We start from the raw sequence: 25,967 nt of genomic DNA on the forward strand, positions 1-25,967 counted from the left end.
AAATGTCTCCCTTTAAGCCATAAAAGCGACTAAACGGATGACAAATATTGTAAAAAATTTTCAATAATAGGATTTTATTAAAAAGTCACATTTTAGTTTTGGGCAAATTGCATTTATGCGTATACTTAATATGTGTAACAATAAGGGACAAGTATGCTCACAGGGAAATTAAAAGGGAAGTGGTTTATAGCTGGCTTTACATTGTTTTTGGTCAGTTTATTAGTCTATGTTTATTACACCTATAGCTCAGCGCGTAGCGAAATAATGCACGCTGTCGATGAGCGCCTTCTAAATGCCGCCACCAGCGTAAAACATATTTTAGGGCAAAGTTACCACGATAGAATTAGCCAAGGTTACGATATTGGTTTTTCGGTTTACCAAACTAAAAGCAAACAACTCTCAGAGCTTGCACAAGCGATTGATATAGCTTACGTTTATTCGATGATCATGCGCGATAACAAAGTTTATTTTACCTCATCCAGCTACACTAAAGACGATCAAGAAAATGCGCGGGTTACGCAATTTCTTGATTTATACCCAGAGGCCACCGACATTAACAGGGGCGCGTTTTATTCAACCGAGCCTGTTTTTGAGCAATCTAGCGACCAATGGGGTGATTTTAAAACTGTTTTTATTCCCTTTGTAGATAAATATGGTACTACCTACATTACGGGTGCCGACATAACCTTAGATGATTTAAATAAAAAGCTTCAATACAGCGTCACTAAAGCCATAATAACGGCGTGTTTTTTCTTTTTTATTGCGGTACTGGTTGCAGCTATTTATATATATTTGTTAAAGCGTACCCTAGCAACAGATGCCAGTACGGGCTTTGCCAATCATATTGCGCTTGAGTACTTTATCAAAAAGAGTAATTCACACCACATGCAGCTTGCCATTATTTGGGTGAACGAAATTGAAGATATTAATAGCTTTTATGGCACTCAAGTTGGCGACAACGTAATGAAAAACTTGCTCAGTCATTATCAAAGTCGCAGCCCGCAAAGCTGTAAGGTGTATCGCCTTGCTACCAATAAAATTGCCGTGCTTACCCCTAAAAGCTTTAAAAGCAGCGAACTGAGCGATTTAGTTGAGTCGTATAACGCAAACAGCCCGGTATTAACAAACCCATTTATTTATATAACTTACTGTGCAGGTATCGCCAGTGGTAATAAATCACTACTGATTGAAAACGCGCACATTGCAACGCTTCAGGCTAAACATGGCCGCGGTAAGGTTGTTAGCTACTCAAAAGTAATGAGCGATGTAAAAAACCAATATCAATACAATGTAAGCCTTGCCAAAGAGGTTCAAGAAGCATTTGATAACAACCGCATAGTGCCTTATTTTCAGGCTATGTTTCACACCACTAATAATGAAGTAGTACATTACGAATGCTTAGCCAGAATGGTAACTAAAAATGGCGAAATTTTAAAACCCGACTCATTTTTAAATGTAGTGAGCCGCTCAAGAATGGGCGGACTATTAACGCGCACGCTATTTAGCCAGTGTATAGAGCGGTTTAGAAAAACAGATATATGCTGGAGCTTAAATATCAGCGATAAAGATATACTCGACCCTAGTTTGAGTGAATACATTGCTAACGAGCTTAAGCGCTACCCGCACCCAGAAAACATAACGCTTGGCCTTTTAGAGTCACACGCTATTACTAATTTTTTAGAGGTTAAAACGTTTATTTCTATGGTAAAAACCAAAGGGGTGAATGTCATTATTACTGGTTATGGTAGTGGTTATTCAAATATTTCGAATGCGCTAAAGCTTGAAGTAAACGGTATAAAACTCGATGGCGCATTAGTAAAACAAGCAGTAAGTGATGAAAATATAGCCTTATTTATTGAGCATACAGTTCATGCTGCAAAGCAACTCGGTTTAACGCTCATGGCAGAGTCGGTAGAAAATGTAAGTATTGAAAATGCGCTTAAAAATGTAGATGTGGCACTGATGCAAGGCAATTACTTTGCTTACCCAGCGCCACATGTTAACTCATCAAGCCAAGAGGAAGTGGCCGTTTAAAGGTCTATCACTAAACGATAGCTTTGTTGGCCGCTGGCCCAGTATTTACGCTCAAACGGAGTAATTGCTTCGTTTGACTCATACAGCGTTACCTCACACGGATGACCCGTTAGTTCAAGCGCTCTGGCAAACTCTTTTACATAAATATCCCAGTTACTGCGCACCTCTAAGCGACCGCCTAGCTTAACAATAAACGGAAAAATAGCCGCGCCGTGCCACCTACGCTGGATATGCTTAGATTTAGGCCATGGGTTAGGATAAAGCAAATAATGATGAGTAGGCTGCCAATTAGCAGCCACAGCTAAACGCCAAAAGTCATTTAAGTCAGCTTGGACCAAAATGTACTGGCCGCTGTCTGTTTGTTTATATTCAACATCGTGCTTATCTAAGCGGTGTGACGATTTATCAATACCAATAATTAATGCATCTGGGTGGCGCTTAGCTAAATTAGCCGAGCTCTCTCCTACTCCACAACATGAGTCTATAATAAGCGGTCCATTAAAAGCTTGAACCTGCTCATTGACTTCATCAAACGCTTGTTGAGTGTGCTCAGCAATAGGCTTTTTAAACTCTGCGTTTAAATGCTTGTTAACGATTTCATCAAGCTTTTCGTGTATACCCGCCTGATTAGATACAATACTGCGTGAATTTGCATCGCTCATTAATGTCTAAGCCCCACACCTTTTTTAATTAACGTTAGCGCTAAAGTAAATAGCACCGTAATAAATACTAATATAACGCCAAGCGCGACACTTAAATCAACATCCGACACGCCTAAAAAGCCATAACGAAACGCATTAACCATATAAATAATTGGGTTTATTTGCGATACATTTTGCCAAAACTCTGGCAGTAGCGTAATTGAATAAAATACGCCGCCTAAGTATGTTAGTGGCGTTAAAATAAAGGTTGGGATAATACTAATATCGTCAAAACTATTGGCGTAAATAGCGTTAATTAAACCACCTAGTGCAAACACCGCTGAGGTTAAAATTACCGTTGCCATAATTACAAATATATTGTGTATTTGAATATCAACAAACAACAGCGATACACAGGTAACAATAAAGCCCACCATCATGCCGCGGGTCATACCGCCGCCCATATAACCAAGTACAATTATGTAATTAGGCACAGGCGCAACCAATAGCTCTTCAATACTTTTTTGAAACTTGGTTGAATAAAAACTAGAAGCAACATTAGAATATGAGTTGGTAATAACCGACATCATTATTAGCCCCGGAACAATAAATTCCATGTAGCTAAAACCACCCATATCACCAATACGTGAGCCAATTAAATTACCAAAAATAACAAAGTATAAACTCATCGTAATCGCCGGCGGTACTAAGGTTTGCACCCAAATACGTAAAAAACGAATACACTCTTTAATCCATAAACTCTTTAAGGCTACGCCATATTTAAACATTTATTCGCCCCGCCCTTGCTCTAGTAATCCTACAAATAACTCTTCTAATCTGTTTGCTTTATTACGCATACTTAAAACAGTGTTACCTTGCTGGGTTAGCGCGCTGAAAACTGCATTTAACCCTTGAGATTTAGCCACTTCAACTTCTATGGTGTGCTCATCAGGCATGCTAAACGAGTATCCCTCAAGGGTGACAGGCTGTGCTGGCTGTTTTAAATCGAGCACAAAGGTTTCTTTATCAAGCTTAGCTAGTAATGCTTTTATAGTGGTGTTTTCAACAATACGACCAGTATCAATAATGGCGATGTTTTTACATAACAGCTCAGCTTCTTCAAGGTAATGCGTGGTTAAAATTATCGTTACGCCTTGCTCATTAATTTGGCGTAAAAAGTCCCACATTGAGCGGCGCAGCTCTATATCAACCCCTGCTGTGGGTTCATCTAATATTAGTAGCTTTGGCTCATGCATTAATGCACGGGCAATCATTAAACGGCGTTTCATACCCCCGGAAAGCGTACGTGCTTGCTTGTCTTTTTTTTCTAATAAGCCAAGCTGAGTTAAATATTTATCGGCACGCTTATGCGCTTCTGCGCGGGTAACACCGTAGTAGCCTGCTTGATTTACCAATATTTGGCCAAGCGTTTCAAACTGACTAAAGTTAAACTCTTGTGGCACAAGGCCTAAATGCGCTTTAGCAGCTTCAAGGTCGGTATCGATGTTGTGACCAAACACTTCCACCTTACCTTGTGTTTTATTTACCAAGGACGATATAACACCAATAGAGGTCGACTTACCGGCGCCATTTGGGCCAAGTAAGGCAAAAAAGTCGCCTTCAAAAACTTTTAAATCAACACCTTTCACGGCCTCTACACCGTTTTTATAAACCTTGGTCAGGCCTTCTATATTTAAAGCAACATTTTGCTTATTCATTATTTACCCTCACCATAACCCCAACGTTTAGTTAGGTTATGTTCAATGTTTAAATGATCTAAAATTCGCGCCACCATAAAATCAACTAAGTCTTCAATACGTTGTGGCTTGTGATAAAAACCAGGCGCAGCGGGCATAATAGTGACCCCTAAACGCGCAAGCTTTAACATATTCTCAAGGTGAATTTCGCTAAAGGGAGTTTCGCGTGGCACTAAAATTAACTGCCCTCGCTCTTTAATAACTACATCGGCTGCACGCTCGAGTAGGTTATCTGATGCTCCGAGCGCAATAGCAGATACAGACCCTGCACTGCACGGGCATACTACCATTTTTTTAGGGGCCGCAGAGCCTGAAGCTACAGGGCTAAACCAGTTATCTTTACCAAATACTTTTAACTGCTCTGGCTTGGCATTAAATAAAGCACTTAACTGCTCGGTTGCTTTATCTTCATTAGCTGAGAGTTTAATGTTTGACTCTGTATCAAGCACCACGCGCGCAGCACTTGATATAAGTACATACACTTGAAATTGCTGCGCGAGTAATACTTCAAGCAATCTTAAACCGTAAGGCGCGCCTGAAGCACCACTAAACGCCAGTGTAATTTTATCTTTAAACTGCACATTATTCTCCGCTGTATTTTTTAGCTAAACCATCAACTAAGTGTTGATGTAAGCCATTAAAACCGCCATTGCTCATAATTAATATGTGCTGATTTGGCATGATATTTTCAAGCACAGTGCCAATAATCATTTGCGTACTATTAAAACACTGCATACCGGCATTATCGGCTTGCGCTTTAAGAGACCAATTTAGGTTATCGGGCTCAAATAAAAGCACGTCATCGGCATCACTTAACGAAGCAAGTAGCGTATGTTGGTGTACACCCATCTTCATGGTGTTTGAGCGAGGCTCTAAAATAGCAATAATTTTTTCATCACCCACTTTTGCACGTAACCCCGCAAGCGTGGTTTTTATTGCTGTTGGGTGGTGCGCAAAATCGTCGTACACTTTAATGTTATTTATGTCGGCTTTAAGCTCCATACGCCGTTTAGGGCTAATAAACTCTTCAAGCGCTGCAATGCTATGCTCAACGGCTATACCTACGTGGCGCGCTGCCGCGATAGCCATAATGGCATTTTTAACATTATGCTCGCCTATTGCTTGCCAATTAACCGTACCTTGAAGCTCATTGTTTAAAAGCACATTAAATTGGCTGCCATCAGCGCTTAACAAGTCATAATGCCAATCACCATTTAGGGTTTCACTTTCGCTCCAGAGCCCTTGCTTAATAACATCATCAAGTGCTAAATCGTCTTTTGGCCAAATTACCTTGCCAGTATGAGGTAATGTACGCATTAAGTGATGAAATTGTTTTTTTATTGCGTTTAAATCGTCAAAAATATCGGCGTGGTCAAACTCAAGGTTATTTAAAATGAGTGTACGTGGTAAGTAATGCACAAATTTACTGCGCTTATCAAAAAAAGCGGTATCGTATTCATCCGCTTCTATTACAAAAAACGGGGTTTCGCCCACTTTCGCTGACACACCAAAGTTTTGAACTATGCCACCAATTAAAAACCCGGGTTTTAAACCTGCATACTCTAAAATCCACGCCAGCATACTTGCTGTGGTGGTTTTGCCATGTGTGCCTGCCACCGCAAGCACCCAAGCATTTTGCAATAGGTTATGTTTAAGCCACTCTGGCCCCGATGTATACGGCAAGCCCTTATCTAACACATATTCTACACAGGGGTTACCTCGGCTCATGGCATTACCAATAACCACCATGTCTGGCTTTGGCTCTAACTGTTTTACGTCGTAACCTTGGGTTAGCTCAATGCCCAGCTGCTCAAGTTGAGTGCTCATTGGCGGGTAAACATTTTGATCAGAGCCCGTCACTTTATGGCCAAGCGATTTAGCAATGGCCGCTATACCGCCCATAAAGGTGCCGCAAATGCCTAATATATGAATATGCATAACTTTTTAAATCCTTTCGTACTTCGCACGTCTGTGAAGTTTAATGGCGCTATAATGCCAAATTTTAGGCTTCGTGACTATGCACGTCTCGTCAATTCACTGATGCTAAAACAGCGTTAATAAAATAAAAAAGCCCTCTTACCTAAGTAAGAGGGCTTGCTGGTAATAAGCTAATTACAGCGTTAAAAATACAATTAAGCCTACGCCAAGTAAAAGTCTGTAAATTACAAACGGCAGCATGCCCATTCGTTCTATCACTTTTAAAAACATGAAAATACAGGCGTACGCCGATAAAAACGAAAGGACTACACCTAAAATTAATGTGCTCCAATCAACCACATGATCGCCTAAAGCCAACTCTATTGTGTAGTAAAGGCCCATCATAGAAATAATAGGTATAGCGAGTAAAAACGAAAAACGCGCTGCGCTTTGTTTATTCATGCCCAGCAATAAACCCGCTGTCATGGTAATGCCAGAGCGAGAGGTACCAGGGATCATAGCCACCGCTTGAGCAAAGCCAATAAGCAGCGCGGTTTTCCAGTTAAGCTGATAAATTGTTTTCATTTGCTTACCTTTGGCATCGGCGTACCAAAGTAATAAACCAAAAATAATAGTCGTAGCTGCTATAACCCACGCACTACGTAGGTACAGCTCAACAACGTCTTTTAGCAATAAGCCTAATAACGCAGCAGGTACAGTGCCCAATATAATCCACCAGCCAAGTTTACTGTCGTCGTTGGTGCCTTGGGCGCCAAACGATTTAAACCAGGCGCTAAGAATATCAGCCACTTCTTTACGAAAATAAATAACAACCGCTATTAACGTACCAACATGCACAGCCACATCAAAAGCAAGGCCTTGGTCTTCCCATCCCAAAATTTGCGAAGGTAAAATTAAGTGAGCTGAGCTCGAAATGGGTAAAAACTCAGTAAATCCTTGTATCAGGGCTAAAATAATTATTTCTAAAATACTCATGGGTTAGAAAACTCCACCTTCCATAGTTTTTGTTGAGGGTTGTTATACGCACTCCATAGCGCAGCAATGGTTTGCTTAGCAACGGGGTGATAAAAATTAGGGGCGACTTCACAAAGAGGCTGAAGTACAAAAGCGTTTTTGGTAATTTCATCGCGAGGTAATTGTGCTGGCGAGTCGCAAATAACGTCATCGTAAAAGAGCAGATCTAAATCTAATGTACGGGGGCTAAATTTTTTATCATCCGCTTTACGCCCGTTATCTCGCTCTATTTGTTTTAATAACTTACATACACGCTCAAGCGGCATTGATGTGGTAGCAGCCACCACAGAGTTATAAAAGTTATTACCTTTAAACCCTACTGCCTCGCTTTCAAAAACAGATGAATGCACAATATCTGTAAAGTGTTGCTCAAGTGCATCAAGCGCACAGCGAATATAATGCGCTTTATTTATATTTGAGCCTAAGCTGATATAAATTTGCGCCATTTAGCTCATAGCCTGTGTGCGTGTTATTTCTACACCTACGGTGTTTGCTTGCGCTACAGCGGCCGGTTTGCTCACTCTAATTGTTACTTGTTGTGTATTAAATTCGGTTAATATAATAGTTGCTAGTTGCTCTACTAAGGTTTCAAGTAACTCAACCGGCTTAGCCGTAGTGTGCTCAATCACTCGCTCGCTTACTTTTGCATAATCGAGTGCTAAATTAATGTCATCATTTGCTGCTGCAGGCTTTATATCGCTGAGCATTTCAATATCAAAATAAAGGCTTTGTTTACTTTCTTTTTCAAAGTCGTACACTCCAATAATTGTGTCGACGTGTAGTTGAGATATAAAAACCTTATCCATTGATACTCCAAATAACTATAAACACTCTCTAAGCATACAATGCATTGATAAAATTAATACTGTATATGCTTTAAGCAGTGTTTAAATATGTAAAAATTACTTCTACAATAGCCAAATAGCTAGATTAACTGCTAAATACAGCAGTTAATAATTTTCACGATAAATTGTGCCGCCAATAATAGCGTAAAAGTGCTATCGATGGGTATAGCAATTAAAAAATAAGGGACTTTGTGTTAGCCATTTTACTGTTTGTTTTAGCCTACTTATTAGGGTCGATTTCATCGGCTATTTTAGTGTCTCGGCTATTCAAACTGCCAGACCCTCGCAGCAGCGGTTCAAATAACCCAGGTGCCACCAATGTGTATCGTTTAGGTGGAGCCTTTCCTGCGTGCTTAGTATTAGTGTTTGATATTTTAAAAGGCACCATCCCCGTATGGGGGGCTTATTTTTTAGACCTAACGCCTTTAGCACTTGGTTTGGTCGCCGTTGCCGCGTGCTTAGGGCATATGTACCCACTATTTTTTAGCTTTAAAGGCGGAAAGGCGGTAGCCACTGCGTTTGGCTCTTTATTGCCGATTGGTTTATCGTTGGCGGGGCTATTAATAAGCACTTGGATTATTGTGGTTGCTATTACGCGCTTTTCTTCATTAGGCGCTTTGGTCACGGTGTCGCTTGCTCCACTGTATACGTGGTTGATTAAACCGCTTTACACCCTACCGGTAACCTTTATTACCGTGCTAATTATATTTCGTCATCGCACCAATATTATTCGCCTTTTTAAAGGTGAAGAACCAAAAGTGGGCGCTAAAAAAGCACCCACTAATGAAAAAAATCAATAATTATTGATGCTAAATGGCTTCTAAGCTGTCTATTGGCCAACGCGGTTTGGTTTTCATGTCGAGTGTGGCAAATTGGCCTGCTTTTAAGCGCTGCATACCAGCGTAGGCAATCATTGCGCCATTATCAGTACAAAACTCAGTACGTGGATAGTAAACCTGTCCTTTCATACCTTGCATAACACGCTCAAGCTGTAAGCGCAGCTGTGTATTTGCACTTACTCCGCCGGCAATCACTAAACGTTTTATCCCGGTTTGTTTAAGAGCACGCTTACACTTAATAACCAATGTATCAATCACTGCTGTTTGAAACGCATGGGCGATATCTGCTTTGGTTTGTGCGTCATCATCATTTTCGCGAATCGCTATAGAAGCCGCTGTTTTTAAGCCACTAAAGCTAAAATCAAGGCCTGGCTTATCCGTCATAGGGCGTGGAAAAACAAACCGTTTTGCAACGCCTTGCTCAGCCATTTTAGCTAGTCGAGGGCCGCCTGGGTAATCAAGCCCTAGCAGTTTAGCTGTTTTATCAAATGCTTCACCTGCGGCATCATCAACAGATTCACCCAATACTTCGTACTGGCCTATACCGGCTACTTTTACCATCATGGTATGGCCGCCCGACACTAGCAAAGCAATAAAGGGAAACTCAGGCACGTTTTCTTCAAGCATAGGAGCAAGTAAATGCCCTTCCATATGATGCACGGCAACAGCTGGAATATCCCAACCATAGGCTAAAGAGCGGCCAATAGAGGTGCCTACCAATAACGCTCCCACTAATCCAGGGCCTGCGGTGTATGCAATGCCATCTAAATCTTCAGGGCCACAACCGGCTTGAGCAAAAGCAGCGTCAATAAGTGGCAGGGTTTTACGAACGTGATCGCGCGATGCAAGCTCAGGTACAACACCGCCATAATCTGCATGTACTTTTACTTGGCTGTATAACTGGTGAGCCAATAAGCCTTTTTCATCATCGTAAATTGCAATACCGGTTTCATCACACGATGACTCAATGCCTAAAATTCGCACTTTACTTCTCCTGCCTTTATTTACTGCTTAACCTGCACTGTGGTTAAGAGATTTACACACATATTTAAAACTATTTAATTTTATCATTCTCTAGCTAAGGTTTTTACTAAGTTCAACGTAATAAACGCTAAAATTGCTAGAGAGCAATTAACCACAGTTAATAATTACAACTATAACGCTAAACCAATATTGGTTTGCCCATCTACAACGGCCTGCTTTTTAAGTGCCTTAACGTTTTCTGAAGTCACGCGGCCCATATTTTCTACAAAGTCGATTAGCTCACTCAAAATTTCAATTTCGTATTGCATTAATGGGTGTTCTCGTACAGCTTTATTGTCGGCTACTTCACCTTCAACCGTCATTTGGTATTCAATAAAACGCGCCACCGTTGCTTGCGATATTTTACTAACGCTTATAAATTCTTGCTCGTCTTGCCCCATCAAGCCGTGCATTAGGCTCAAAAGCGAGGTTGCAGCGTCTATTGCGGGGTAAGTGCCAAACATATCAAAGTCGGCAAGTTCAGGTACATTTGGCTCAATTTTTTCTACTTGTTTTTCGAGATCTATTTTACTTTTTGGTAGTAATATTTTTTCCCAGCAAACATTTAACGCACTGCGTAATAAGGCTTCATCACCAAAACCGGTGGCTTCACTAAATAAACCATAATTAGGTAACATACGCTCAATTAAAGCACTTGCTAACACCGCTTTTTGTAAGTAGTTTAGCTCTCTAATACGTTGAAAGTTATTCGCTTTTGTCATTTCTTAACGTCTCACATGACCAACAAAAATCAAATGTTGATCCATTATGCTCATTACAGTTAGGGCATACCCAATCTGGAGCTGATTGTTTTACTTGTTGGTAGTTTACCAATATTTCGCGCGCGTGGCGCTCTTTTATCGAATAAACCTGCACACTTACTTGGGTTTGTTCAAAGGGGATTTCGCCTAAGGCGCCTTGAAGCATTTCACCTTGAATTTGGCACTCAATTCCCGCGCTTAATAACAGCCCTTTGATTATATTTGCCTCTAATGTGTTATCTGCTTTGTAGAGCGTTACCCACTGAAAAGCTTGCTGAGTACTATGAGTATTAATATTTTGCAATTATCACCTCAATTATTTTGTGTTTACAATATCCTACGATACTCTACTAAAGTGTATAGCAGGTAACTTTTTAGGATAAAACAATGACACTTACTACCCCAGGTTTACTTTTTCCAGCAATCTCACTGTTGCTGCTTGCTTACACAAACCGCTTTTTAGTACTAGCGCAATTAATCCGAGAATTAAATTCACGAGAAGGTGAGTCTATTCGCCCCGTTGTTGTGGCTCAAATAACAAACTTAAGAAAGCGCATTAAACTAATACGCACCATGCAAGTGTATGGTGTGGCGTCTTTTTTATTGTGTACGCTATCAATGTTTGCCTTATTTATAGAATTTAACACCACAGGCATTATTTTGTTTGGGGTGAGTTTAGCGTGCTTAAGCCTTTCGTTATTAACATCGTTATTTGAAATTCATATTTCGTGCGATGCCATAGAAATAGAGCTACAAAGTATTGAAGACAAACCCCTAAGTAACCGCATTACTAAAAACTTTACTAACAAAAGTAGTAAGCCTTAGCGGCTTACTTTTCTAAATTCTTAAACAAGAATAAAGCGATGGCATAACCTAAAACCATAAGCGTTTATGCCTCACTTCATTACAAATCACTACGTAGGATTTTCCTATAGCCTTTTTTCTGGCATACTTTTTTATTAATTAATGCTAAATTATGTCTAAAGTATTACTTTTAAAAGCATCAAAGCGCCTAAGTCATTGTATTTAGCCTTACTTGCTAACATAGCTTAGTTTTAAATAGAGTAATAAATCACTATAAATAAGCCTAATTGGTAATACTTTTAAACGCGTCTTCTCTTTAAATAATACTAAAAGAGGGATATGCTGAGGCAAATATGTCATAAATTTGCAAACACAGTTACATATTAGGCTTCGCTTTTTGAAAGCTCGAATCTAATATTATTGATGTTCGCGGCACACGCGACTTACTTATAAAAAGGGACTATAAAGTGAGATTTGAACAGTTAGAACAATTTGTAGCGCTTGGTGTGTTACGCCACTTCAGACAAGCAGCCGAACAAACTCAAATTAGCACATCAGCGCTAACGCGCAGCATTCAAACCCTAGAAGACGAAATGGGGTACGAACTGGTGAAACGCTCAACACGTTCAGTAAAGTTAACACCCGAAGGCGAGCTATTTCTTGATTACGCCAAAAACACCCTTGCCGAACTTGAGCATACAAAAAAACGAATTTCTCAATCGGTTAACGGCAATACTGACGAAAAGTTAATCATTGGCTATACCAACAAAGCCAGCAGTGTAGTGCCTATCTCATGCGGGCAATTTTTAGCACAATACCCCCATGTTAAAATAGAAATGCAATTGCAAGAGCAGCACGAACTTGCACGCAAACTGCAGGAGGGCGAAATTGATATCAGTGTTTATTCGCAGGCAATTAACAGCATCGGCAGCGACATACACCTGCCAGACCAACTGGTATTATTTGTTTCTAAACACCATCCGTTAGCAAATAAAAGCGATATCAGCAAACACGATTTAGATAGCTACCCTATGTACGGCTGTTTTTCTCAGTCTAAACAAGTACAAAGCATGCTTAACGAAGCCATCGATATGCTCAATAAATCGGCTAGCATTAAGGTAGGCAGCATTGAGCAAGTAATGTCAGGGTTGGTTAAATCAGATCACTTTGCTATTGCTAGTATTGAACACGCGAGCACTCTTGCAGAGCACACAGAGCTTGTACAGCTAAAAACAAATAAAGACTTAAGTCACGAACAACTTGTTATACAAACAAGCCAACAAGCAGCAGTTGGCGAACACATTGACCATTTATTATCTCTTATCAAAAAAGCATCTACGACTATTAATTAAGCCAATATAAAAAAGCATACCTCATTGCCCTTAAACCTTTTAAGGGCAACCAATTTAGATAGCCCTTACTGATTTACTCTTCTTGTTACCAAAACCTGCAGCACAGCTGCTTAACCTAAAAAGCCCTTTTAGTTTTTATGCTTACGCGTTAGGTTTTTATTTGCTTAAGTAGCGGAGCACAAACCACTAGCTATTAAATTTTTTTAGGCTATACTGTCGCACCTTTTTTAATCAACAGACATAAATGAACGCACTTTTTAGTTCTGATGTTTATTTAGATGCAATAGAAACCCATGGTTATGTTGTTATTCCTAACGCACTTATTAGCGAGCTAGTAGAGAGTTTAATCACCGATTGCCACCGTATTAACCCGCATTTTAGCGCTGCAGGTATTGGCCGTTTAAATGACTTACAAATAGATAAAACCATTCGTAAAGATAAAACCTATTGGTTTGATGGCAGCTCACAAGCACAGCTAACTTATCAAGCAACAATGGAAAGTATAAAAACCACACTTAATCGGCATTTTTTTATGGGCTTATTTGATTATGAGTGCCACTACGCTAAATACACCCAAGGCGACTTTTATAAAAAGCATTATGATGCATTTAAAGGGCGATCTAACCGCGTATTTACAACAATCCTTTATTTAAATACGCCCGAGCAAGGCGGCGAGCTTGTTATTTACAAGCCAAAAAGTAAGCAAGTAGAGATAATAATTAAACCCACCGCGGGGACACTCGTTATGTTTGAAAGCGAGCGTTTTGCACACGAGGTATTACCAGCCATTAATGAGCGCTACTCTATTGCTGGCTGGTTTAGAAAGAACGCCTCAATAAGTGGAGTAATTGACCCGCCACGATAAAACCAACATAACCACAACAACTAGTGGCTATGTTGAGGTTAAATTTATAACGTTGAGATGAAATTAACGCGCAAATACAAATGACAAGAACAAGCCAACAAAAATAGCTAATCCAACATAGTGATTATTTAAAAACGCTTTAAAACATGCATCACGCGCACGTTTATGTATAAGCACTTGTTGATAAATAAGTAACCCAGCGGCAGTACATAAACCTGCAACAAACGCTAAGCCTAGCTGGTTAATTAAGCCAATAAGCGCCAACAACGCTATAAAATTAGCGTTTAATAAAAATATAATATGGCGGTCGTATTTACCAAATAAAATAGCAGTAGATTTAACCCCTATTTTTAAATCGTCATCTCTGTCGACCATGGCATACATAGTGTCGTACGCTACCGTCCAACAAATATTTGCAACAAATAACAGCCATGCCTGCAGCGGTAATGAGTCAATTGATGCCATATATGCCATAGGTATCGCCCAACCAAATGCAGCGCCTAAGACTACCTGCGGAAGATGTGTATAGCGTTTCATAAACGGGTAGCAAAATGCCAGTGCCAACGCCCCAAATGACAATAAAATAGTGTTGATGCTAAGTAGCAATACCAATACAAAAGCAATGGCTATCAGTAATATAAATAAACTCAGTGCTTCACCTGCACTTACTTGTCCGGTGGCCAAAGGCCGCCCTGCTGTACGCTTAACTGAGCCGTCTATTTTTCTATCTGCAAAATCATTAATAACGCAGCCAGCACTGCGCATAACAATTACGCCTAAGGTAAATACAATAAAGTTAACTAGGCTTGGCATACCAGCGTTTGCAAGCCATAGAGCCCAATAAGTAGGCCACAGTAATAGTAATGTACCGATAGGTTTGTCAATGCGCATGAGCTGAATATAAAAAGGGCTATGCTGTAATTGCAAAGGGGCTAATTTCATGAATACAAATAGGCTCCGGGTAAAAATACTTCGCACACTAAAAAGTGATAATCATTAATAGAAAACACACTACGACGACCTAATAAAGGGTGCGTAGTTAAATTCAACTCTTTAACAAGTGACTGCAGCGCATGTTCTGAGTCAAAGCGCCCTACCTCAATATTACTTCGGGTAAGTTCAGGGTGCTGAAAAATAACATCACCTAAAGGGCGCGCGCCCATATTATGCAGTGTTGTTTGCGTTTGTGTACTGGGCAGCCAACTTTGGGCATACACCATGGGCGTATTATCACACAATAAAAGCACCTCGCGATTAAGTGCTTTATTTGTATTTGAGCCAAGTAGTTGTTGCTGTGCATCGCTTAGGGTAAAAGTTTGCTCATTAAGCACTTTTACACTAAAACTTTGTGCATTACTTTTTAATTTAGCGGTTAATGAATGTGGCTCAAATAGCCACTCTTGCTCTAACGCAGATAAGTTATTTACCAAAGAAGCACATTGCCAATTGGCAGATATAGAAAGCGGAAATGTAATCACAATAGCTCAATAAAATAAAAACCGAGACGATGATAACATTGCCAAAGCATTTGAAAAAGTGATGTTTTACTGCCGATAAATAATTGCAGGAGCTGTTTATTAGGCGCTATTAAGTATAAACTATTTGTATTAAGAAAATGGAAACACACTAAAGATGAAAAAAATAGTATACGCAGGTTTTTTAGCACTGATCCTAAACTGTTTTAGCTTTTCGGCAAAAGCGGAATCGACAGTGGGCTATTTTGGTTTTGAGCCTGACATTATTACCAATTACATAGGCGCCTCAAGTAAAAAAATGGGCTATGTACGCGTGACTATAGATTTAATGCTTAGCAATAATGCAGATATTGCTATTGTAGAGCACCATACCCCGCTTTTACGCGATGCGTTAGTAGAAATACTATCTAAAGAACCTGAAGAAAAAATAAAGTCGCTTACTGGGCGTGAAGAAATTAGAGCAAAGTGTGCCGAAAAATTAAAAAGCCTGTTAAAAGAAGAAACAGGCCAAGAGATTATTCGTGAAGTATTATTTACTAAGTATTTATACCACTAAGCTTACGCTTTTTTAGCATTAAATAAATTAGCGGTTACGGCATAAGCCATGCCGCTTAAAAGCCCACCTAAATGCGCCCAATTAGCCATACCAACAAACAACACATCAGCAAAACCGAGTACCAGCCAAATTAACATAAAGCCAATAATGGCAGTGCTGACTAGCGCCGGTTGCTTAGGATTTAAATAGCTGTGAATCCAACAAAAACCCAATAAACCATACACAACGCCACTTAAGCCACCAAAGTTAGGCCCCACAATTAAAAACTGAGCCCAGTTACTAATAAGTGCAGTAACCACAAATAACCCAACTAAACTCAGCTTGCCGCATTGCTTTTCAATATTATCACCTAACGACATCCACCAAATTAGGTTAAATACAATGTGCATTGCGCTAAAATGAACAAGTGCCGGCGTTAACCAGTTCAGTGGTTGGCTCGGGTTAAACTGCAAAGCAGTGTATATTTGCTCAAAGCCACCCAATAAAAATGCAAAGTAAATAGCAACGCTTACAATACTTACGGTTTTATTTAGCCAGCTTAGTGCTTTAAAGCGCGCCACTAAATTAAGCGACTGTCCTTGATACGTTAAGCCAGATTGTGTACTGCCCACATCCCAAGAGGCTTGTTGATAACGCTTATGATTGGGGTTTTGTACAAATTCAGCCCACAAAGGTTGCACTTGATGAAAGTGCTCGCCCGCAACACAAATAATAACATTACTGCCATCAGCACTGCGCAGTTGCCCTTCTAAGCCTTGGCTTTTTAAATAATCTATAAAGCCCTGTGCGGCACGAGGATTATTTAAACTACCTAGCTCAATCATCGTTCCACTTTCTCGCTGTAAGCCGCTTCCCAGGCCGTAAAGCCACCATCCATGCTATATACATCTTCAAAGCCCTGCTCTACTAAATAACTAGCCGCACCTTGTGAGCTCATGCCGTGGTAGCAAACAATAATAATGGGCTGATCGAACTCTTTTTCCATCATAAACTGAGCTATATTGGCATTTGAAAGCGCTTCGGAGCCAGGAATATGCCCTGCTTGGTACGAGTTAGGATCGCGTATATCTGCAATCACTACATCTTCTTTATCAAGCAGTTCGTGCGTTTGTGCTATAGATATATGTTTAAATGCCATTGAAATCTCTTTTAAAAATATAATAAAAAGGCGGCTTAAGCCGCCTCTGTATGCAAACTTTAAACTATTCCCAGTTTAAAATTACTTTACCAGATTGACCTGAAATCATCATATCAAAGCCAGCTTGGAAGTCATCTACCGAATATTGATGCGTAATGATAGGGTCTAAATTAAGGCCTGATTGAATCAAGCTTGCCATTTTGTACCACGTTTCGAACATCTCGCGACCATATATACCTTTGATCACTAAGCCTTTAAATATAACTTTATTCCAATCTACGGCCATATCTGATGGCGGAATACCCAACATGGCAATTTTGCCACCATGGTTCATGTTATTTAACATAGAATTAAAGGCGCTTGGCACACCTGACATTTCGAGGCCAATATCAAAGCCTTCAGTCATACCTAGCTCATTCATTACATCTTCAAGCTTATCATTCGCAACGTTTACGGCACGTGTAGCGCCCATTTTACGCGCAAGCTCTAAACGGTATTCGTTAACATCGGTAATCACAACATGGCGAGCACCCACATGCTTAGCAACGGCCGCCGCCATAATACCAATTGGCCCAGCCCCTGTAATAAGCACATCTTCGCCCACTAAATCAAACGATAAAGCGGTGTGCACAGCATTACCAAACGGGTCAAAAATAGACGCAAGCTCGTCAGAAATATTGTCAGGAATTTTAAACGCATTAAAGGCCGGAATAACTAAATATTCAGCAAATGCGCCTTCGCGGTTAACGCCTACACCCGTTGTATTTCGGCACAAATGCACACGACCAGCACGACAGTTACGACAATGCCCACACGTAATATGCCCCTCGCCAGATACGCGATCACCTACTGCAAAGCCACGTACTTCTTGGCCCATATCAACCACTTCACCCACGTACTCATGGCCTACAACCATAGGGGTCGGAATGGTTTTTTGTGACCACTCATCCCATTTATAAATATGAACGTCGGTACCACAAATCGCAGTTTTACGAATTTTAATGAGTAGATCGTTATGCCCTACTTCAGGCTTGGGTACGTCGGTCATCCAGATGCCGGTTTCGGCTTTTAATTTTGATAAAGCTTTCATAGTTAACACTCAACTAAAAAACCGAAGCAATACTTCGGTTTATAAAAAATTAAATAACGCCCATTTCTTTACCAATACGGGTAAAGGCAGCAATTGCGGTGTCTAGTTGTTCAATACTGTGCGCAGCAGAAATTTGTGTACGAATACGCGCTTGGCCTTTTGGCACAACAGGGAACGAAAAGCCGGTTACATAAATGCCTTCAGCGAGTAGTTTGTCTGCCATTAATGAAGCAACTTTAGCATCGCCAAGCATTACAGGAATAATGGCATGATCTTTACCCGCACACGTAAAGCCAGCGGCTTCCATTTGCTCACGGAAATATTTAGCATTTGACCAAAGTTTAGCGCGTAACTCACCACCATTTTCAAGCATTTCGAGTACTTTAATTGACGCAGTTACAATTGAAGGGGCTAATGAATTTGAGAATAAATAAGGGCGTGAACGCTGACGCAGCCATTCAACAATTTCTTTTTTACCTGAGGTATAACCGCCTGATGCACCGCCCAGCGCTTTACCTAGCGTGCCGGTAATAATATCTACACGGTCAAGCACATTACAGTACTCAGGCGTGCCTTTACCGTTTTCACCAACAAAGCCTACCGCATGTGAGTCATCAACCATCACTAATGCATCATACTTATCAGCAAGGTCACACACAGCTTCAAGGTTACAAATTACGCCATCCATCGAAAACACGCCATCGGTGGCAATTAACTTTGTTTTAGCGCCCGCTTCATCAGCTGCAATAAGTTGCTTTTCAAGATCCTCCATATCGTTATTAGCATAACGAAAACGCTTAGCTTTACATAAGCGTACGCCATCAATAATTGATGCATGATTTAGAGAGTCAGAAATAATAGCATCTTCAGCGCCTAAAATAGTTTCAAATAGGCCCGTGTTAGCATCAAAACAAGACGAGTATAAAATTGTATCTTCGGTTTCTAAAAACGCACTAATTTTTTGCTCAAGTGTTTTATGAATATCCTGCGTGCCACAAATAAAACGTACTGAAGCAACACCAAAGCCATGGTCATCTAAACCACCTTGCGCTGCTTTAATTAGCTCAGGGCTATTTGCTAAGCCTAAGTAATTGTTAGCACAAAAATTAATAACTTTATCGCCAGATGCAACTTCTATTTGAGCTTGTTGCTGCGAGGTAATAATACGCTCACTTTTATACAAACCTTGCGCTTTAACGTCTTCAATTTGCTCTTGTAGTTGGCTAAAAAAAGCAGATGCTCTCATCTGTAGTCTCCAATTAAATGAACGGGTAAACAACAACATTAAAGCCACTGTTTATGTTGGGGTGTATTGTAAAAGTTTAACAAGTAAAATGCACTGTTTGCAGCTCGTCGCTAATACAGGTAATGGCAGCAATACTTAACACTTTAGTTGCGAAAATATAAACGCACTTTATACCAAGTAGTGTGCTGGTAAATCGTTAATAGAGTCAATCACTAAATCGGCGTATTGTTTAGCGGTTTCGTCAAATTGTTGACCAGAGCGAACTAACACTCGCGTGCTAATAGACGCTTTTTGTGCCGCTTGCATATCGCTAAGTTTATCACCCACCATAACACTGCTCGAAGGGTTAATATTATGCTCTTGCATAGCTTGTAACAGCATACCTGGAGCTGGCTTTCTGCACTGGCACTGTTTTAAATATTGCGCCATCGCTTTTTTGGGATGGTGCGGGCAAAAATACACATCTGTAATTTTAATATTGTGCTTACTAAATTGTGTTTTCATCCACTGAGTTACAGTTAAAAAGTCATCTTCAGTGTAGTAACCTCGCCCTATTCCCGATTGATTAGTCACTATGATAATTTTATAACCTGCATCATAAAATGCTTTACAGGTACTAAACACACCGTCTATAAATTCAAATTTTTCACTTTGATACACATAGCCATGATCAATATTTACCACGCCATCTCGGTCTAAAAAAAGCGCTTTGTTTTTTTCTGTTACACTCATTTTATAGACTCTTTTTGTACCACATGATCAAACATAGTTTTAACACTGTCTACGGTTATTTGGCTCATAAGGTCATCTCCCTTAACGCGCGTACCCCAAGGCAATTGTTGAGCTGTTTTACCCGTTTGCTTTAGCAGGTTTTGATGATACACCTCAACTACGTAGTCTTGATATAAATAAGGGCCTGTACGTGCAGGATTAGAATGCGCATATAAACCAATAACCGGCGTACCTACCGTTACCGCCATATGTGCAGGGCCGGTATCGGGGGCTAAAACTAAATTAGCGCGCTTAAGCACACATAACAGCTCTTTAAGTTTTGTTTTACCGACTAAATTCAAAATAGTGCAGTGACTGTGTTTTATAATTTGATTAGCTAAATTAATCTCAAGCTCAGTTGGGCCGCCCGTTAGTACCACGTTAAAGCCTTGCTCATGCGCGTAATCAGCAAGGGCAGCGTAGCGCTCAGGCAACCAGTTTCGCTGTGCTTTACTGGCCGCTGGCGATATTACTAATAACTTATTTGCCAAATACGCAGGCCCTAATAATGCATCTGCTTTGTTCTCATCCGCTAAGGTATAAGGCATATCCCAGGTAGGTGAATAGTCTTTAACCCCAATGGCACCCGCAAAGCCTTTAAATCCCTCTAGCACATGCGCTTCTTTTTGTGGGGCTATTCGTTTATTTATAAACAAGCTATGTAATTCTTTTGAACGTGCCCAATCAAAGCCTATTTTTACTTTAGCCGGAATACAACGTGCAACAAAGCCAGCTCTTAATGCGACTTGCATATTAAGTAGCACATCAAACTGCTGCCCTTTAAAAGAATGTGCTAACTTTTTAAGTGCATCCTTACCTTGTTTTTTATCAAAAACCACCAGCTCAACCCCAGGTAAATCGGCAAGTAACATGGCTTCTATTTTACCCATTACCCACGTTATTTTTGCATTGGGGTGTGCTTTTTGAATGGCTTGTACAGCACTAACGGCATGACACACATCACCAATGGCAGAGAGTCTTAAAATACAAATTGAGGAGTAATTAGGCACTTGAGTCACGCGTCCACTTTGGCTTTAAATAATAGACTGCGATCTTAAATTATACTCGCACTAATGCAAGCACTTATGCTGCGCTATAAAACACGTTAATATACACGCATTATTGAATTATTTTAACGAGCTATGTTTAAAACACTAACGCAAGGTAAGCACACTATTTTAAGCCACCCAGATTATTTTAACGAGGTTGATTTAAACTGGTTTGATGCAGATTATTGGCAACAGCAAAATAAAATAGTCGGTGCTAAAAAAGGCCGCGCCACAGCCTGGTTTTTTAAACACGATAATTTAACCGCTGTACTTAGGCACTACTGGCGCGGCGGTTTAGTTGGCAAGTTGTTAAGCGATCAGTACCTCTACCCTGGGCTTAAAAACACCCGTGTGTATAAAGAGTTCAGCTTAATGATAAGGCTTATTGAGCTTGGCTTAAATGTGCCAAAACCCATTGCCGCCAAGGTAACAACCGCCGGCTTAATTTATCGTGGCGATATAATTACAGAGGCTGTAAAAGGGGCTAAAAGCCTGCTTGATATTTTAATTGAACGTCCACTAACAGAAGATGAGCTCAAGCGCATTGCCAATACTGTTGCGCTATTTCACTCAAAAGGTGTGTACCACGCTGATTTGAATATAAATAATATTTTATTTAATGAAACGGGCGAGGTTTATATTATCGACTTTGATCGCGGCGAAATAAAACCACCTAACAAGCAATGGCAACAAAGTAATATGGCACGTTTAGAGCGCTCATTTTTAAAAGAGCAAGGACGTAACAACGCTTTTTATTGGCAAAGTAATGACTGGCAAACTTTATTGGCTATTTATAAAGGGCAATTAACCACACAAAGCTAAGTATTGCTTAGCAACTTGTTCGGCCGTTACCTTTTGTAAAATGTCGGCATTATCTACATTAGGCCTAGTGTTTAAAACCAGCTCAATTTTAGCCGCTAGCTCATCGCTATGCCCTACAGGCGCTAAATATTTAGCCAAGTCGTTTGTTAAAATTTCGCTCGGTCCAAACGTACAGTTAGTACTTACTACAGGCGTGCCAACAGCTAATGCTTCAATTAACACTGTAGGGAGCCCTTCAAAATCAGAGCTTAATACTAATGCCTCAGCCTGCTTAATCCAGTTATACGGATTTTTTTCAAACCCTGGCACTATAAGTTGTCCCTCAATACCATACGCTTTTGCAAGCTTAAATGCTTTGCTAGGCTTATTGCATAAAAGGACTAATTTGTATTTTTTATCAAGCTTTGCAAATGCCGCAAATAAAATATCGTGGCGCTTTTGTTTAGCTAACCGCCCTACATGAATAACATACGGTGATTGTGGAATTTGCGTATTAACCTCATTTGAGAGGCGCTTTATATCCACTAAATTAAAGGGATTATAAATAGTTGTGATGGCGCTTGGGCTAATTAAACGCCCTTGGGTAATTTCTTGCTCTACCCCTTTAGACACGCACACCAAGGATTTTCCATTTAAGTTTTGCTTTGACTTTTTAAGATAGCGATAAGAAAACGGGCCTAGCTTTTTTTGCCTCGCTAGCTCTGCATTAACAGAGTTATGCATAACAAAGTGAACATTTTTAATCTGGCTTTTAGCCAATAAGTTATTGCTTCTATCTAAATTGCTAAGCACTAAATCTATGGGGCCAGTTTGTTTTTGTTTGTTGTTAAACCACGCCTCTAGTTTTGCTACACTTTTGTTTATTTTCCAAAAACGATCCACTTTAGTGGCTTTATCACTGAATAAACTTTCAACCTTTATGTTCGCAGGGATCGTGTACTCATATTTATTAGCCAACGATAAAATAGTAACGCTATGCGTTTTTACTAGCTGCTGAGCAAGGGTTAGCATCACTTTTTCGGCGCCGCCACCCGCTAACGAGTCTATTACAATCACTATATTCATCTATCGGCAACCATCAGCATGTTTTTAACCCCTTGCGTTATTTCTTCATAGCTATGCGCGCTTTCAAGCAAAGAGTATTTTTCTAGTAGCTGGTTAAAATGCGGCTCTATTAGTAAAGCGCTGGCTTTATTTATTATGTCTTCAATCTCAAAGTTTGCTTTAATTACCACGCCAGTTGTGGCGCAACTTGCTAGGCGCTGTGTTTGATCTTTTGAAATAGCACATGCCACAGCAGGCGTTTTAACAGCAATCGCCTGCAATAGGGTGTCGCCAGCACTTAACAACGCAAATTTAGCTTGCTCCATAAGCGACAAAAACTCACTATTTTCTAACGTATCCAAATTTATAACCGTATTTGATACTGGCAACGCTTTATTATAATTAGGGCCAAATACCACCACCGCCTTTAACCCTGTTTGCAATGAAATTTGCTCTGCGGCAGCAAAAAATACATCTGCACAGTTTTGATTATCTAGCACATGACCGCCAGAGCCTGCACTCACAATAAAGTAGCCTTGTTCATCAAGCTGATACTTTTTTAATACCTGTTTGGTATCGCACGCTGATGAAAATGCTATGTAAGGGCCCACATTTTTAGGCATAGCCAAAGAAAACATATCTATTTTAGCTTTTTCAGCCCAGCTCAGAGGTTCAATGCAGTAATCGGGCTGTACCACCCAATGGCTATCAATTAGGTTGATACGATTAAGTTTTAAACCTTTCGCTCGCTTTTTCGCATGCTGAGAAATAAACACCACTTTGGCACCCACTTTTTTTGCAGCTTTCATGTGAGCAGCGCGCCCTGCACAATCGAATATTACAATGTCAGGTTTAAAATCGGCTATAACTTCACACACTTTATCGCGCTCTTTAGTCGCAGAGCGCTCAAGCAAGGTGGTATCATATGGACAGCTTTTAGCGTAGTTCGTGTGTTTATTTAAAACAAAATGGATGGTCAGTGAACCTAGACATTCACTTTCAAGGCTTTGGGCTAGCAACAACGAGCGCATGTATTCACCTATTCCTTGTGGCGATGATACGGGTATAAATAAAAGTCGTTTGTTGCTCATTGCATTCTCTATTTCCTATTTGCGCAGCAGTATATCAATCCCATTGTTTTTACGATAGCTAGGTTACATTTTTATACACAAATTTAACGCCCTAATATAGATTATTTACTGCAATAGCCATGTTAGATTGGTAAACTTAGCCGCAATCTTAATCACAAGGATCTGAACTTTGCGAAACAGAATCTTTCTACTTTCTTCTCTTTTTTGCGCTATGAGCGCATCAGTAACAGCAGAGCCCTGGGTAAAGCCAGACGATTACGGTCTACGAGCTGACATTCAACAACTGGCTGATGCCGGTGTTATTTTAGCGCCTGTAACCACCTATCCGCTAATGTGGAAAAGCTTTATTGGCGAGCTAGAATCGAGCAAGCTTGAACTTTTATCTCCCAGCCTGCAAGATGCACTGCTTCGTGTAAAACATCGTTATAAGTCAGAAAACAGTAGCTCGCACAGTGTGCAACTCTCAGCGTTTGCCGCATCAGACCCAATTATAGCCACCAGCTTTGGGGCAACCAACACACAAGAATCTGAGCTTTCTGCGGCCTACGCCTACCTTGGCGATAACTTTGCGGCGAAGGTAGCCATTAATTACCGTAACGATGGTAAGCAATGCTTAGTTGATGGCAAAACAACCGATGATATAGCCACTAACGAACAAGCACTTGAAGATTGTAACGATACCTCATTTGACGATAGCTACTTAGCCTACCGCTTGGGCAATTGGATTTTTAGAGCCGGTGCCGTAGAGCAGTTTTGGGGCCCAGGTGTTGATAACAGTTTAATTATGTCGGGTAATGCAAAGCCACTGCCGGCACTAAGTGTAACCCGTGAGCAAAGCACAGCGTTTGAAACGCCTTGGTTAAGTTGGCTTGGGCAATGGAGCTTTACCGCGCAAATGGCAAAGTTAGAATCGACCCGTGTTATTCCTGATGCGCTGCTTTGGAGCAGCCGTGTTAACTTTCGCCCGATGCAACAGCTTGAAATTGCTTTAAGTTGGTCTGCGCAGTGGGCCGGTGAAGGCCAACCAAGCTCAGCAGGTGATTTTATTGATGTTATTACTGGGCAAACTAATTGTATTGATGGCAATGAAAATTGTGATAGCTCACTAGAGTCTAAAATTGGTAATCAGCTTGCTGGCATAGATGTGCGTTGGTCTGATACTTTATTTAGTCACCCCTATGCAATCTACGCAAGTACAATTGGCGAAGATGCCAGCTCGCAATTCAAACCTGCCGACAGAGCGTACTTATTTGGCGTACAAACTACGCAGCGCATTTACAATCAAAATGTGCTCGTTAACGTTGAATACATAGATACAGGTGTATCGTGCTCGGCCGAATCAACCAGTGAAAACTGCTACTACGAACACTCCGATTATAAATCGGGCTATCGTTACCACGGCCGCACTATTGGCTCAACTTTTGATAACGATGCGCAGTCAGTGGTATTAACACTTTTAGGTCAGCTTTCAAATGGTGATGACTGGCAAGTAAAACTACGTAGTGTGGATTACAACAGCGATAATCGCGACCGTTACCCTAGTAACCCCGATTTAGGTAATACAATTACCAAAACCGGTTATAACTCAAAACAAGTTGAGCTACGCTACAGGCAGCTGGCTATGGGTGGGCGCTTAACGCTCGGCGCTTTTGCATCAAACAACGATGGCGCAGAAAACGACACATCAGCGTTTGCTAAGTACGAATATAATTTTTAGACCGTATATTTAAAAATAGCATTTTAAAGCCAGCTATTTATAACAAAAAAGGGTTGAAAACTGCGTTTTAACCCTTTTTTATTTAATCAGTAAAT

At 40.5% G+C, this 25,967-nt stretch carries 29 protein-coding genes; 8 read left to right on the forward strand and 21 right to left on the reverse strand.

Going from position 1 to position 25,967, the window contains the following annotated elements:
• Positions 1 to 153: 153 nt before the first annotated feature.
• A complete protein-coding gene (locus NQT65_RS06470) occupies positions 154 to 2,034 on the forward strand; it encodes a bifunctional diguanylate cyclase/phosphodiesterase (RefSeq protein ID WP_420875620.1) in 1,881 nt (626 codons plus the stop codon).
• Here NQT65_RS06470 and trmB read toward each other — a convergent pair.
• The 8 genes from trmB to folB form a co-directional block, all read right to left on the reverse strand.
• Positions 2,031 to 2,696, reverse strand: a complete 666-nt coding sequence (trmB, locus tag NQT65_RS06475; RefSeq protein WP_256850746.1) for a tRNA (guanine(46)-N(7))-methyltransferase TrmB — start codon at positions 2,694 to 2,696, stop codon at positions 2,031 to 2,033. The two genes, NQT65_RS06470 and trmB, sit on opposite strands and share 4 nt — an antisense overlap.
• Positions 2,696 to 3,463, reverse strand: a complete 768-nt coding sequence (locus tag NQT65_RS06480; protein ID WP_058548677.1) for an ABC transporter permease — start codon at positions 3,461 to 3,463, stop codon at positions 2,696 to 2,698. The genes trmB and NQT65_RS06480 overlap by 1 nt, the downstream gene beginning before the upstream one ends.
• The gene (locus tag NQT65_RS06485) at positions 3,464 to 4,393 is read right to left on the reverse strand and encodes an ABC transporter ATP-binding protein (protein WP_256850747.1); all 930 of its coding nucleotides are present in this window, start codon (positions 4,391 to 4,393) and stop codon (positions 3,464 to 3,466) included.
• The gene (locus NQT65_RS06490; RefSeq protein WP_004588542.1) at positions 4,393 to 5,013 is read right to left on the reverse strand and encodes a flavin prenyltransferase UbiX; all 621 of its coding nucleotides are present in this window, start codon (positions 5,011 to 5,013) and stop codon (positions 4,393 to 4,395) included. Before NQT65_RS06490 ends, NQT65_RS06485 begins: the two co-directional genes overlap by 1 nt.
• Position 5,014: 1 nt before the next feature.
• Positions 5,015 to 6,370: a UDP-N-acetylmuramate:L-alanyl-gamma-D-glutamyl-meso-diaminopimelate ligase gene (gene mpl / locus NQT65_RS06495; RefSeq protein WP_256850748.1), complete on the reverse strand. Its 1,356-nt coding sequence runs from the start codon at positions 6,368 to 6,370 to the stop codon at positions 5,015 to 5,017.
• Positions 6,371 to 6,544: 174 nt separating this feature from the next.
• A complete protein-coding gene (locus NQT65_RS06500; protein ID WP_256850749.1) occupies positions 6,545 to 7,345 on the reverse strand; it encodes an undecaprenyl-diphosphate phosphatase in 801 nt (266 codons plus the stop codon).
• A complete protein-coding gene (folK, locus tag NQT65_RS06505) occupies positions 7,342 to 7,830 on the reverse strand; it encodes a 2-amino-4-hydroxy-6-hydroxymethyldihydropteridine diphosphokinase (RefSeq protein WP_055252923.1) in 489 nt (162 codons plus the stop codon). The genes NQT65_RS06500 and folK overlap by 4 nt, the downstream gene beginning before the upstream one ends.
• A complete protein-coding gene (gene folB / locus NQT65_RS06510) occupies positions 7,831 to 8,190 on the reverse strand; it encodes a dihydroneopterin aldolase (RefSeq protein WP_256850750.1) in 360 nt (119 codons plus the stop codon).
• 230 nt (positions 8,191 to 8,420) lie between these two features.
• Here folB and plsY point away from each other — a divergent pair, with 230 nt between their 5' ends.
• A complete protein-coding gene (gene plsY / locus NQT65_RS06515; protein WP_024034349.1) occupies positions 8,421 to 9,029 on the forward strand; it encodes a glycerol-3-phosphate 1-O-acyltransferase PlsY in 609 nt (202 codons plus the stop codon).
• A gap of 9 nt (positions 9,030 to 9,038) precedes the next feature.
• Here plsY and tsaD read toward each other — a convergent pair whose 3' ends face one another.
• The 3 genes from tsaD to NQT65_RS06530 all read right to left on the reverse strand — a co-directional run bounded on the left by tsaD (position 9,039) and on the right by NQT65_RS06530 (position 11,156).
• Positions 9,039 to 10,052, reverse strand: a complete 1,014-nt coding sequence (tsaD, locus tag NQT65_RS06520) for a tRNA (adenosine(37)-N6)-threonylcarbamoyltransferase complex transferase subunit TsaD (RefSeq protein WP_054983164.1) — start codon at positions 10,050 to 10,052, stop codon at positions 9,039 to 9,041.
• 170 nt (positions 10,053 to 10,222) lie between these two features.
• Positions 10,223 to 10,813: a YjaG family protein gene (locus tag NQT65_RS06525; RefSeq protein WP_256850751.1), complete on the reverse strand. Its 591-nt coding sequence runs from the start codon at positions 10,811 to 10,813 to the stop codon at positions 10,223 to 10,225.
• Entirely contained in the window at positions 10,797 to 11,156 is a 360-nt protein-coding gene (locus NQT65_RS06530) for a putative signal transducing protein (RefSeq protein ID WP_024034351.1), read from the reverse strand. The genes NQT65_RS06525 and NQT65_RS06530 overlap by 17 nt, the downstream gene beginning before the upstream one ends.
• Positions 11,157 to 11,239: 83 nt before the next feature.
• On the opposite strand from NQT65_RS06530, the gene NQT65_RS06535 reads away from it, so the two are divergent.
• The 3 genes from NQT65_RS06535 (at position 11,240) to NQT65_RS06545 (ending at position 13,873) form a co-directional block, all read left to right on the forward strand.
• Complete coding sequence (locus NQT65_RS06535; protein ID WP_029773572.1) at positions 11,240 to 11,677, forward strand: DUF2721 domain-containing protein; 438 nt, start codon at positions 11,240 to 11,242, stop codon at positions 11,675 to 11,677.
• Between the two features lie 446 nt (positions 11,678 to 12,123).
• Entirely contained in the window at positions 12,124 to 13,008 is an 885-nt protein-coding gene (locus tag NQT65_RS06540; RefSeq protein ID WP_256850752.1) for a LysR family transcriptional regulator, read from the forward strand.
• A gap of 244 nt (positions 13,009 to 13,252) precedes the next feature.
• Positions 13,253 to 13,873 carry a 2OG-Fe(II) oxygenase gene (locus NQT65_RS06545; protein ID WP_256850753.1) on the forward strand — a complete coding sequence of 207 codons (621 nt, stop codon included), beginning with the start codon at positions 13,253 to 13,255 and terminating at the stop codon, positions 13,871 to 13,873.
• Positions 13,874 to 13,936: 63 nt separating this feature from the next.
• Here the strand turns inward: NQT65_RS06545 and ubiA are convergent, their stop codons facing one another.
• Both ubiA and NQT65_RS06555 read right to left on the reverse strand, forming a co-directional pair.
• Entirely contained in the window at positions 13,937 to 14,815 is an 879-nt protein-coding gene (ubiA, locus tag NQT65_RS06550) for a 4-hydroxybenzoate octaprenyltransferase (protein WP_096740039.1), read from the reverse strand.
• Positions 14,812 to 15,351, reverse strand: coding sequence for a chorismate--pyruvate lyase family protein (locus NQT65_RS06555; protein ID WP_029773569.1), 540 nt, complete (start codon positions 15,349 to 15,351; stop codon positions 14,812 to 14,814). The genes ubiA and NQT65_RS06555 overlap by 4 nt, the downstream gene beginning before the upstream one ends.
• Before the next feature lie 154 nt (positions 15,352 to 15,505).
• On the opposite strand from NQT65_RS06555, the gene NQT65_RS06560 reads away from it, so the two are divergent.
• The gene (locus NQT65_RS06560; RefSeq protein ID WP_024034357.1) at positions 15,506 to 15,904 is read left to right on the forward strand and encodes a flagellar basal body-associated protein FliL; all 399 of its coding nucleotides are present in this window, start codon (positions 15,506 to 15,508) and stop codon (positions 15,902 to 15,904) included.
• A gap of 2 nt (positions 15,905 to 15,906) precedes the next feature.
• On the opposite strand, the gene glpG is transcribed toward NQT65_RS06560, so the two are convergent.
• The 6 genes from glpG to NQT65_RS06590 all read right to left on the reverse strand — a co-directional run bounded on the left by glpG (position 15,907) and on the right by NQT65_RS06590 (position 21,168).
• The gene (gene glpG, locus NQT65_RS06565; RefSeq protein WP_138684389.1) at positions 15,907 to 16,728 is read right to left on the reverse strand and encodes a rhomboid family intramembrane serine protease GlpG; all 822 of its coding nucleotides are present in this window, start codon (positions 16,726 to 16,728) and stop codon (positions 15,907 to 15,909) included.
• Positions 16,725 to 17,042 carry a thiosulfate sulfurtransferase GlpE gene (glpE, locus tag NQT65_RS06570; protein WP_004588558.1) on the reverse strand — a complete coding sequence of 106 codons (318 nt, stop codon included), beginning with the start codon at positions 17,040 to 17,042 and terminating at the stop codon, positions 16,725 to 16,727. The genes glpG and glpE overlap by 4 nt, the downstream gene beginning before the upstream one ends.
• Before the next feature lie 64 nt (positions 17,043 to 17,106).
• Positions 17,107 to 18,132 (reverse strand): L-threonine 3-dehydrogenase, encoded by a 1,026-nt coding sequence (gene tdh / locus NQT65_RS06575; protein ID WP_004588559.1) that lies wholly within the window; start codon positions 18,130 to 18,132, stop codon positions 17,107 to 17,109.
• Positions 18,133 to 18,181: 49 nt separating this feature from the next.
• On the reverse strand, positions 18,182 to 19,378 hold the full coding sequence (locus NQT65_RS06580; protein ID WP_024034359.1) for a glycine C-acetyltransferase: 1,197 nt from the start codon (positions 19,376 to 19,378) through the stop codon (positions 18,182 to 18,184).
• A 168-nt stretch (positions 19,379 to 19,546) separates the two neighbouring features.
• Positions 19,547 to 20,110 carry a D-glycero-beta-D-manno-heptose 1,7-bisphosphate 7-phosphatase gene (gene gmhB / locus NQT65_RS06585; RefSeq protein ID WP_256850754.1) on the reverse strand — a complete coding sequence of 188 codons (564 nt, stop codon included), beginning with the start codon at positions 20,108 to 20,110 and terminating at the stop codon, positions 19,547 to 19,549.
• The gene (locus NQT65_RS06590; RefSeq protein WP_256850755.1) at positions 20,107 to 21,168 is read right to left on the reverse strand and encodes a glycosyltransferase family 9 protein; all 1,062 of its coding nucleotides are present in this window, start codon (positions 21,166 to 21,168) and stop codon (positions 20,107 to 20,109) included. The genes gmhB and NQT65_RS06590 overlap by 4 nt, the downstream gene beginning before the upstream one ends.
• Before the next feature lie 123 nt (positions 21,169 to 21,291).
• Between NQT65_RS06590 and NQT65_RS06595 the strand changes: the two genes are divergently transcribed.
• Positions 21,292 to 22,020, forward strand: a complete 729-nt coding sequence (locus NQT65_RS06595; protein ID WP_256850756.1) for a 3-deoxy-D-manno-octulosonic acid kinase — start codon at positions 21,292 to 21,294, stop codon at positions 22,018 to 22,020.
• Here NQT65_RS06595 and NQT65_RS06600 read toward each other — a convergent pair.
• Both NQT65_RS06600 and NQT65_RS06605 read right to left on the reverse strand, forming a co-directional pair.
• Positions 22,003 to 23,085, reverse strand: a complete 1,083-nt coding sequence (locus tag NQT65_RS06600; protein WP_256850757.1) for a glycosyltransferase — start codon at positions 23,083 to 23,085, stop codon at positions 22,003 to 22,005. The genes NQT65_RS06595 and NQT65_RS06600 overlap by 18 nt on opposite strands.
• Positions 23,082 to 24,155, reverse strand: a complete 1,074-nt coding sequence (locus tag NQT65_RS06605; protein WP_256850758.1) for a glycosyltransferase family 1 protein — start codon at positions 24,153 to 24,155, stop codon at positions 23,082 to 23,084. The genes NQT65_RS06600 and NQT65_RS06605 overlap by 4 nt, the downstream gene beginning before the upstream one ends.
• Positions 24,156 to 24,366: 211 nt before the next feature.
• Here NQT65_RS06605 and NQT65_RS06610 point away from each other — a divergent pair, with 211 nt between their 5' ends.
• On the forward strand, positions 24,367 to 25,872 hold the full coding sequence (locus tag NQT65_RS06610) for a capsule assembly Wzi family protein (protein WP_256850759.1): 1,506 nt from the start codon (positions 24,367 to 24,369) through the stop codon (positions 25,870 to 25,872).
• Positions 25,873 to 25,967: the final 95 nt, after the last annotated feature.

Source organism: Pseudoalteromonas agarivorans, from assembly GCF_024518735.1.
In the GTDB taxonomy this organism is placed as follows: domain Bacteria; phylum Pseudomonadota; class Gammaproteobacteria; order Enterobacterales; family Alteromonadaceae; genus Pseudoalteromonas; species Pseudoalteromonas atlantica.

Bases quoted from the DNA above. Each gene is read 5' to 3' on its own strand.
- glpE (WP_004588558.1), bottom strand. From the start codon at position 17,042: ATGGCATTTAAACATATATCTATAGCACAAACGCACGAACTGCTTGAT.
- NQT65_RS06480 (WP_058548677.1), bottom strand. From the start codon at position 3,463: ATGTTTAAATATGGCGTAGCCTTAAAGAGTTTATGGATTAAAGAGTGT.
- folK (WP_055252923.1), bottom strand. From the start codon at position 7,830: ATGGCGCAAATTTATATCAGCTTAGGCTCAAATATAAATAAAGCGCAT.
- glpG (WP_138684389.1), bottom strand. From the start codon at position 16,728: ATGATTGAGCTAGGTAGTTTAAATAATCCTCGTGCCGCACAGGGCTTT.
- NQT65_RS06485 (WP_256850747.1), bottom strand. From the start codon at position 4,393: ATGAATAAGCAAAATGTTGCTTTAAATATAGAAGGCCTGACCAAGGTT.
- ubiA (WP_096740039.1), bottom strand. From the start codon at position 14,815: ATGAAATTAGCCCCTTTGCAATTACAGCATAGCCCTTTTTATATTCAG.
- tdh (WP_004588559.1), bottom strand. From the start codon at position 18,132: ATGAAAGCTTTATCAAAATTAAAAGCCGAAACCGGCATCTGGATGACC.
- NQT65_RS06535 (WP_029773572.1), top strand. From the start codon at position 11,240: ATGACACTTACTACCCCAGGTTTACTTTTTCCAGCAATCTCACTGTTG.
- NQT65_RS06470 (WP_420875620.1), top strand. From the start codon at position 154: ATGCTCACAGGGAAATTAAAAGGGAAGTGGTTTATAGCTGGCTTTACA.
- gmhB (WP_256850754.1), bottom strand. From the start codon at position 20,110: ATGAGTGTAACAGAAAAAAACAAAGCGCTTTTTTTAGACCGAGATGGC.
- mpl (WP_256850748.1), bottom strand. From the start codon at position 6,370: ATGCATATTCATATATTAGGCATTTGCGGCACCTTTATGGGCGGTATA.
- folB (WP_256850750.1), bottom strand. From the start codon at position 8,190: ATGGATAAGGTTTTTATATCTCAACTACACGTCGACACAATTATTGGA.
- NQT65_RS06600 (WP_256850757.1), bottom strand. From the start codon at position 23,085: ATGAATATAGTGATTGTAATAGACTCGTTAGCGGGTGGCGGCGCCGAA.
- NQT65_RS06595 (WP_256850756.1), top strand. From the start codon at position 21,292: ATGTTTAAAACACTAACGCAAGGTAAGCACACTATTTTAAGCCACCCA.
- NQT65_RS06580 (WP_024034359.1), bottom strand. From the start codon at position 19,378: ATGAGAGCATCTGCTTTTTTTAGCCAACTACAAGAGCAAATTGAAGAC.
- trmB (WP_256850746.1), bottom strand. From the start codon at position 2,696: ATGAGCGATGCAAATTCACGCAGTATTGTATCTAATCAGGCGGGTATA.
- NQT65_RS06500 (WP_256850749.1), bottom strand. From the start codon at position 7,345: ATGAGTATTTTAGAAATAATTATTTTAGCCCTGATACAAGGATTTACT.
- NQT65_RS06525 (WP_256850751.1), bottom strand. From the start codon at position 10,813: ATGACAAAAGCGAATAACTTTCAACGTATTAGAGAGCTAAACTACTTA.
- NQT65_RS06605 (WP_256850758.1), bottom strand. From the start codon at position 24,155: ATGAGCAACAAACGACTTTTATTTATACCCGTATCATCGCCACAAGGA.
- NQT65_RS06545 (WP_256850753.1), top strand. From the start codon at position 13,253: ATGAACGCACTTTTTAGTTCTGATGTTTATTTAGATGCAATAGAAACC.
- NQT65_RS06560 (WP_024034357.1), top strand. From the start codon at position 15,506: ATGAAAAAAATAGTATACGCAGGTTTTTTAGCACTGATCCTAAACTGT.
- NQT65_RS06610 (WP_256850759.1), top strand. From the start codon at position 24,367: ATGAGCGCATCAGTAACAGCAGAGCCCTGGGTAAAGCCAGACGATTAC.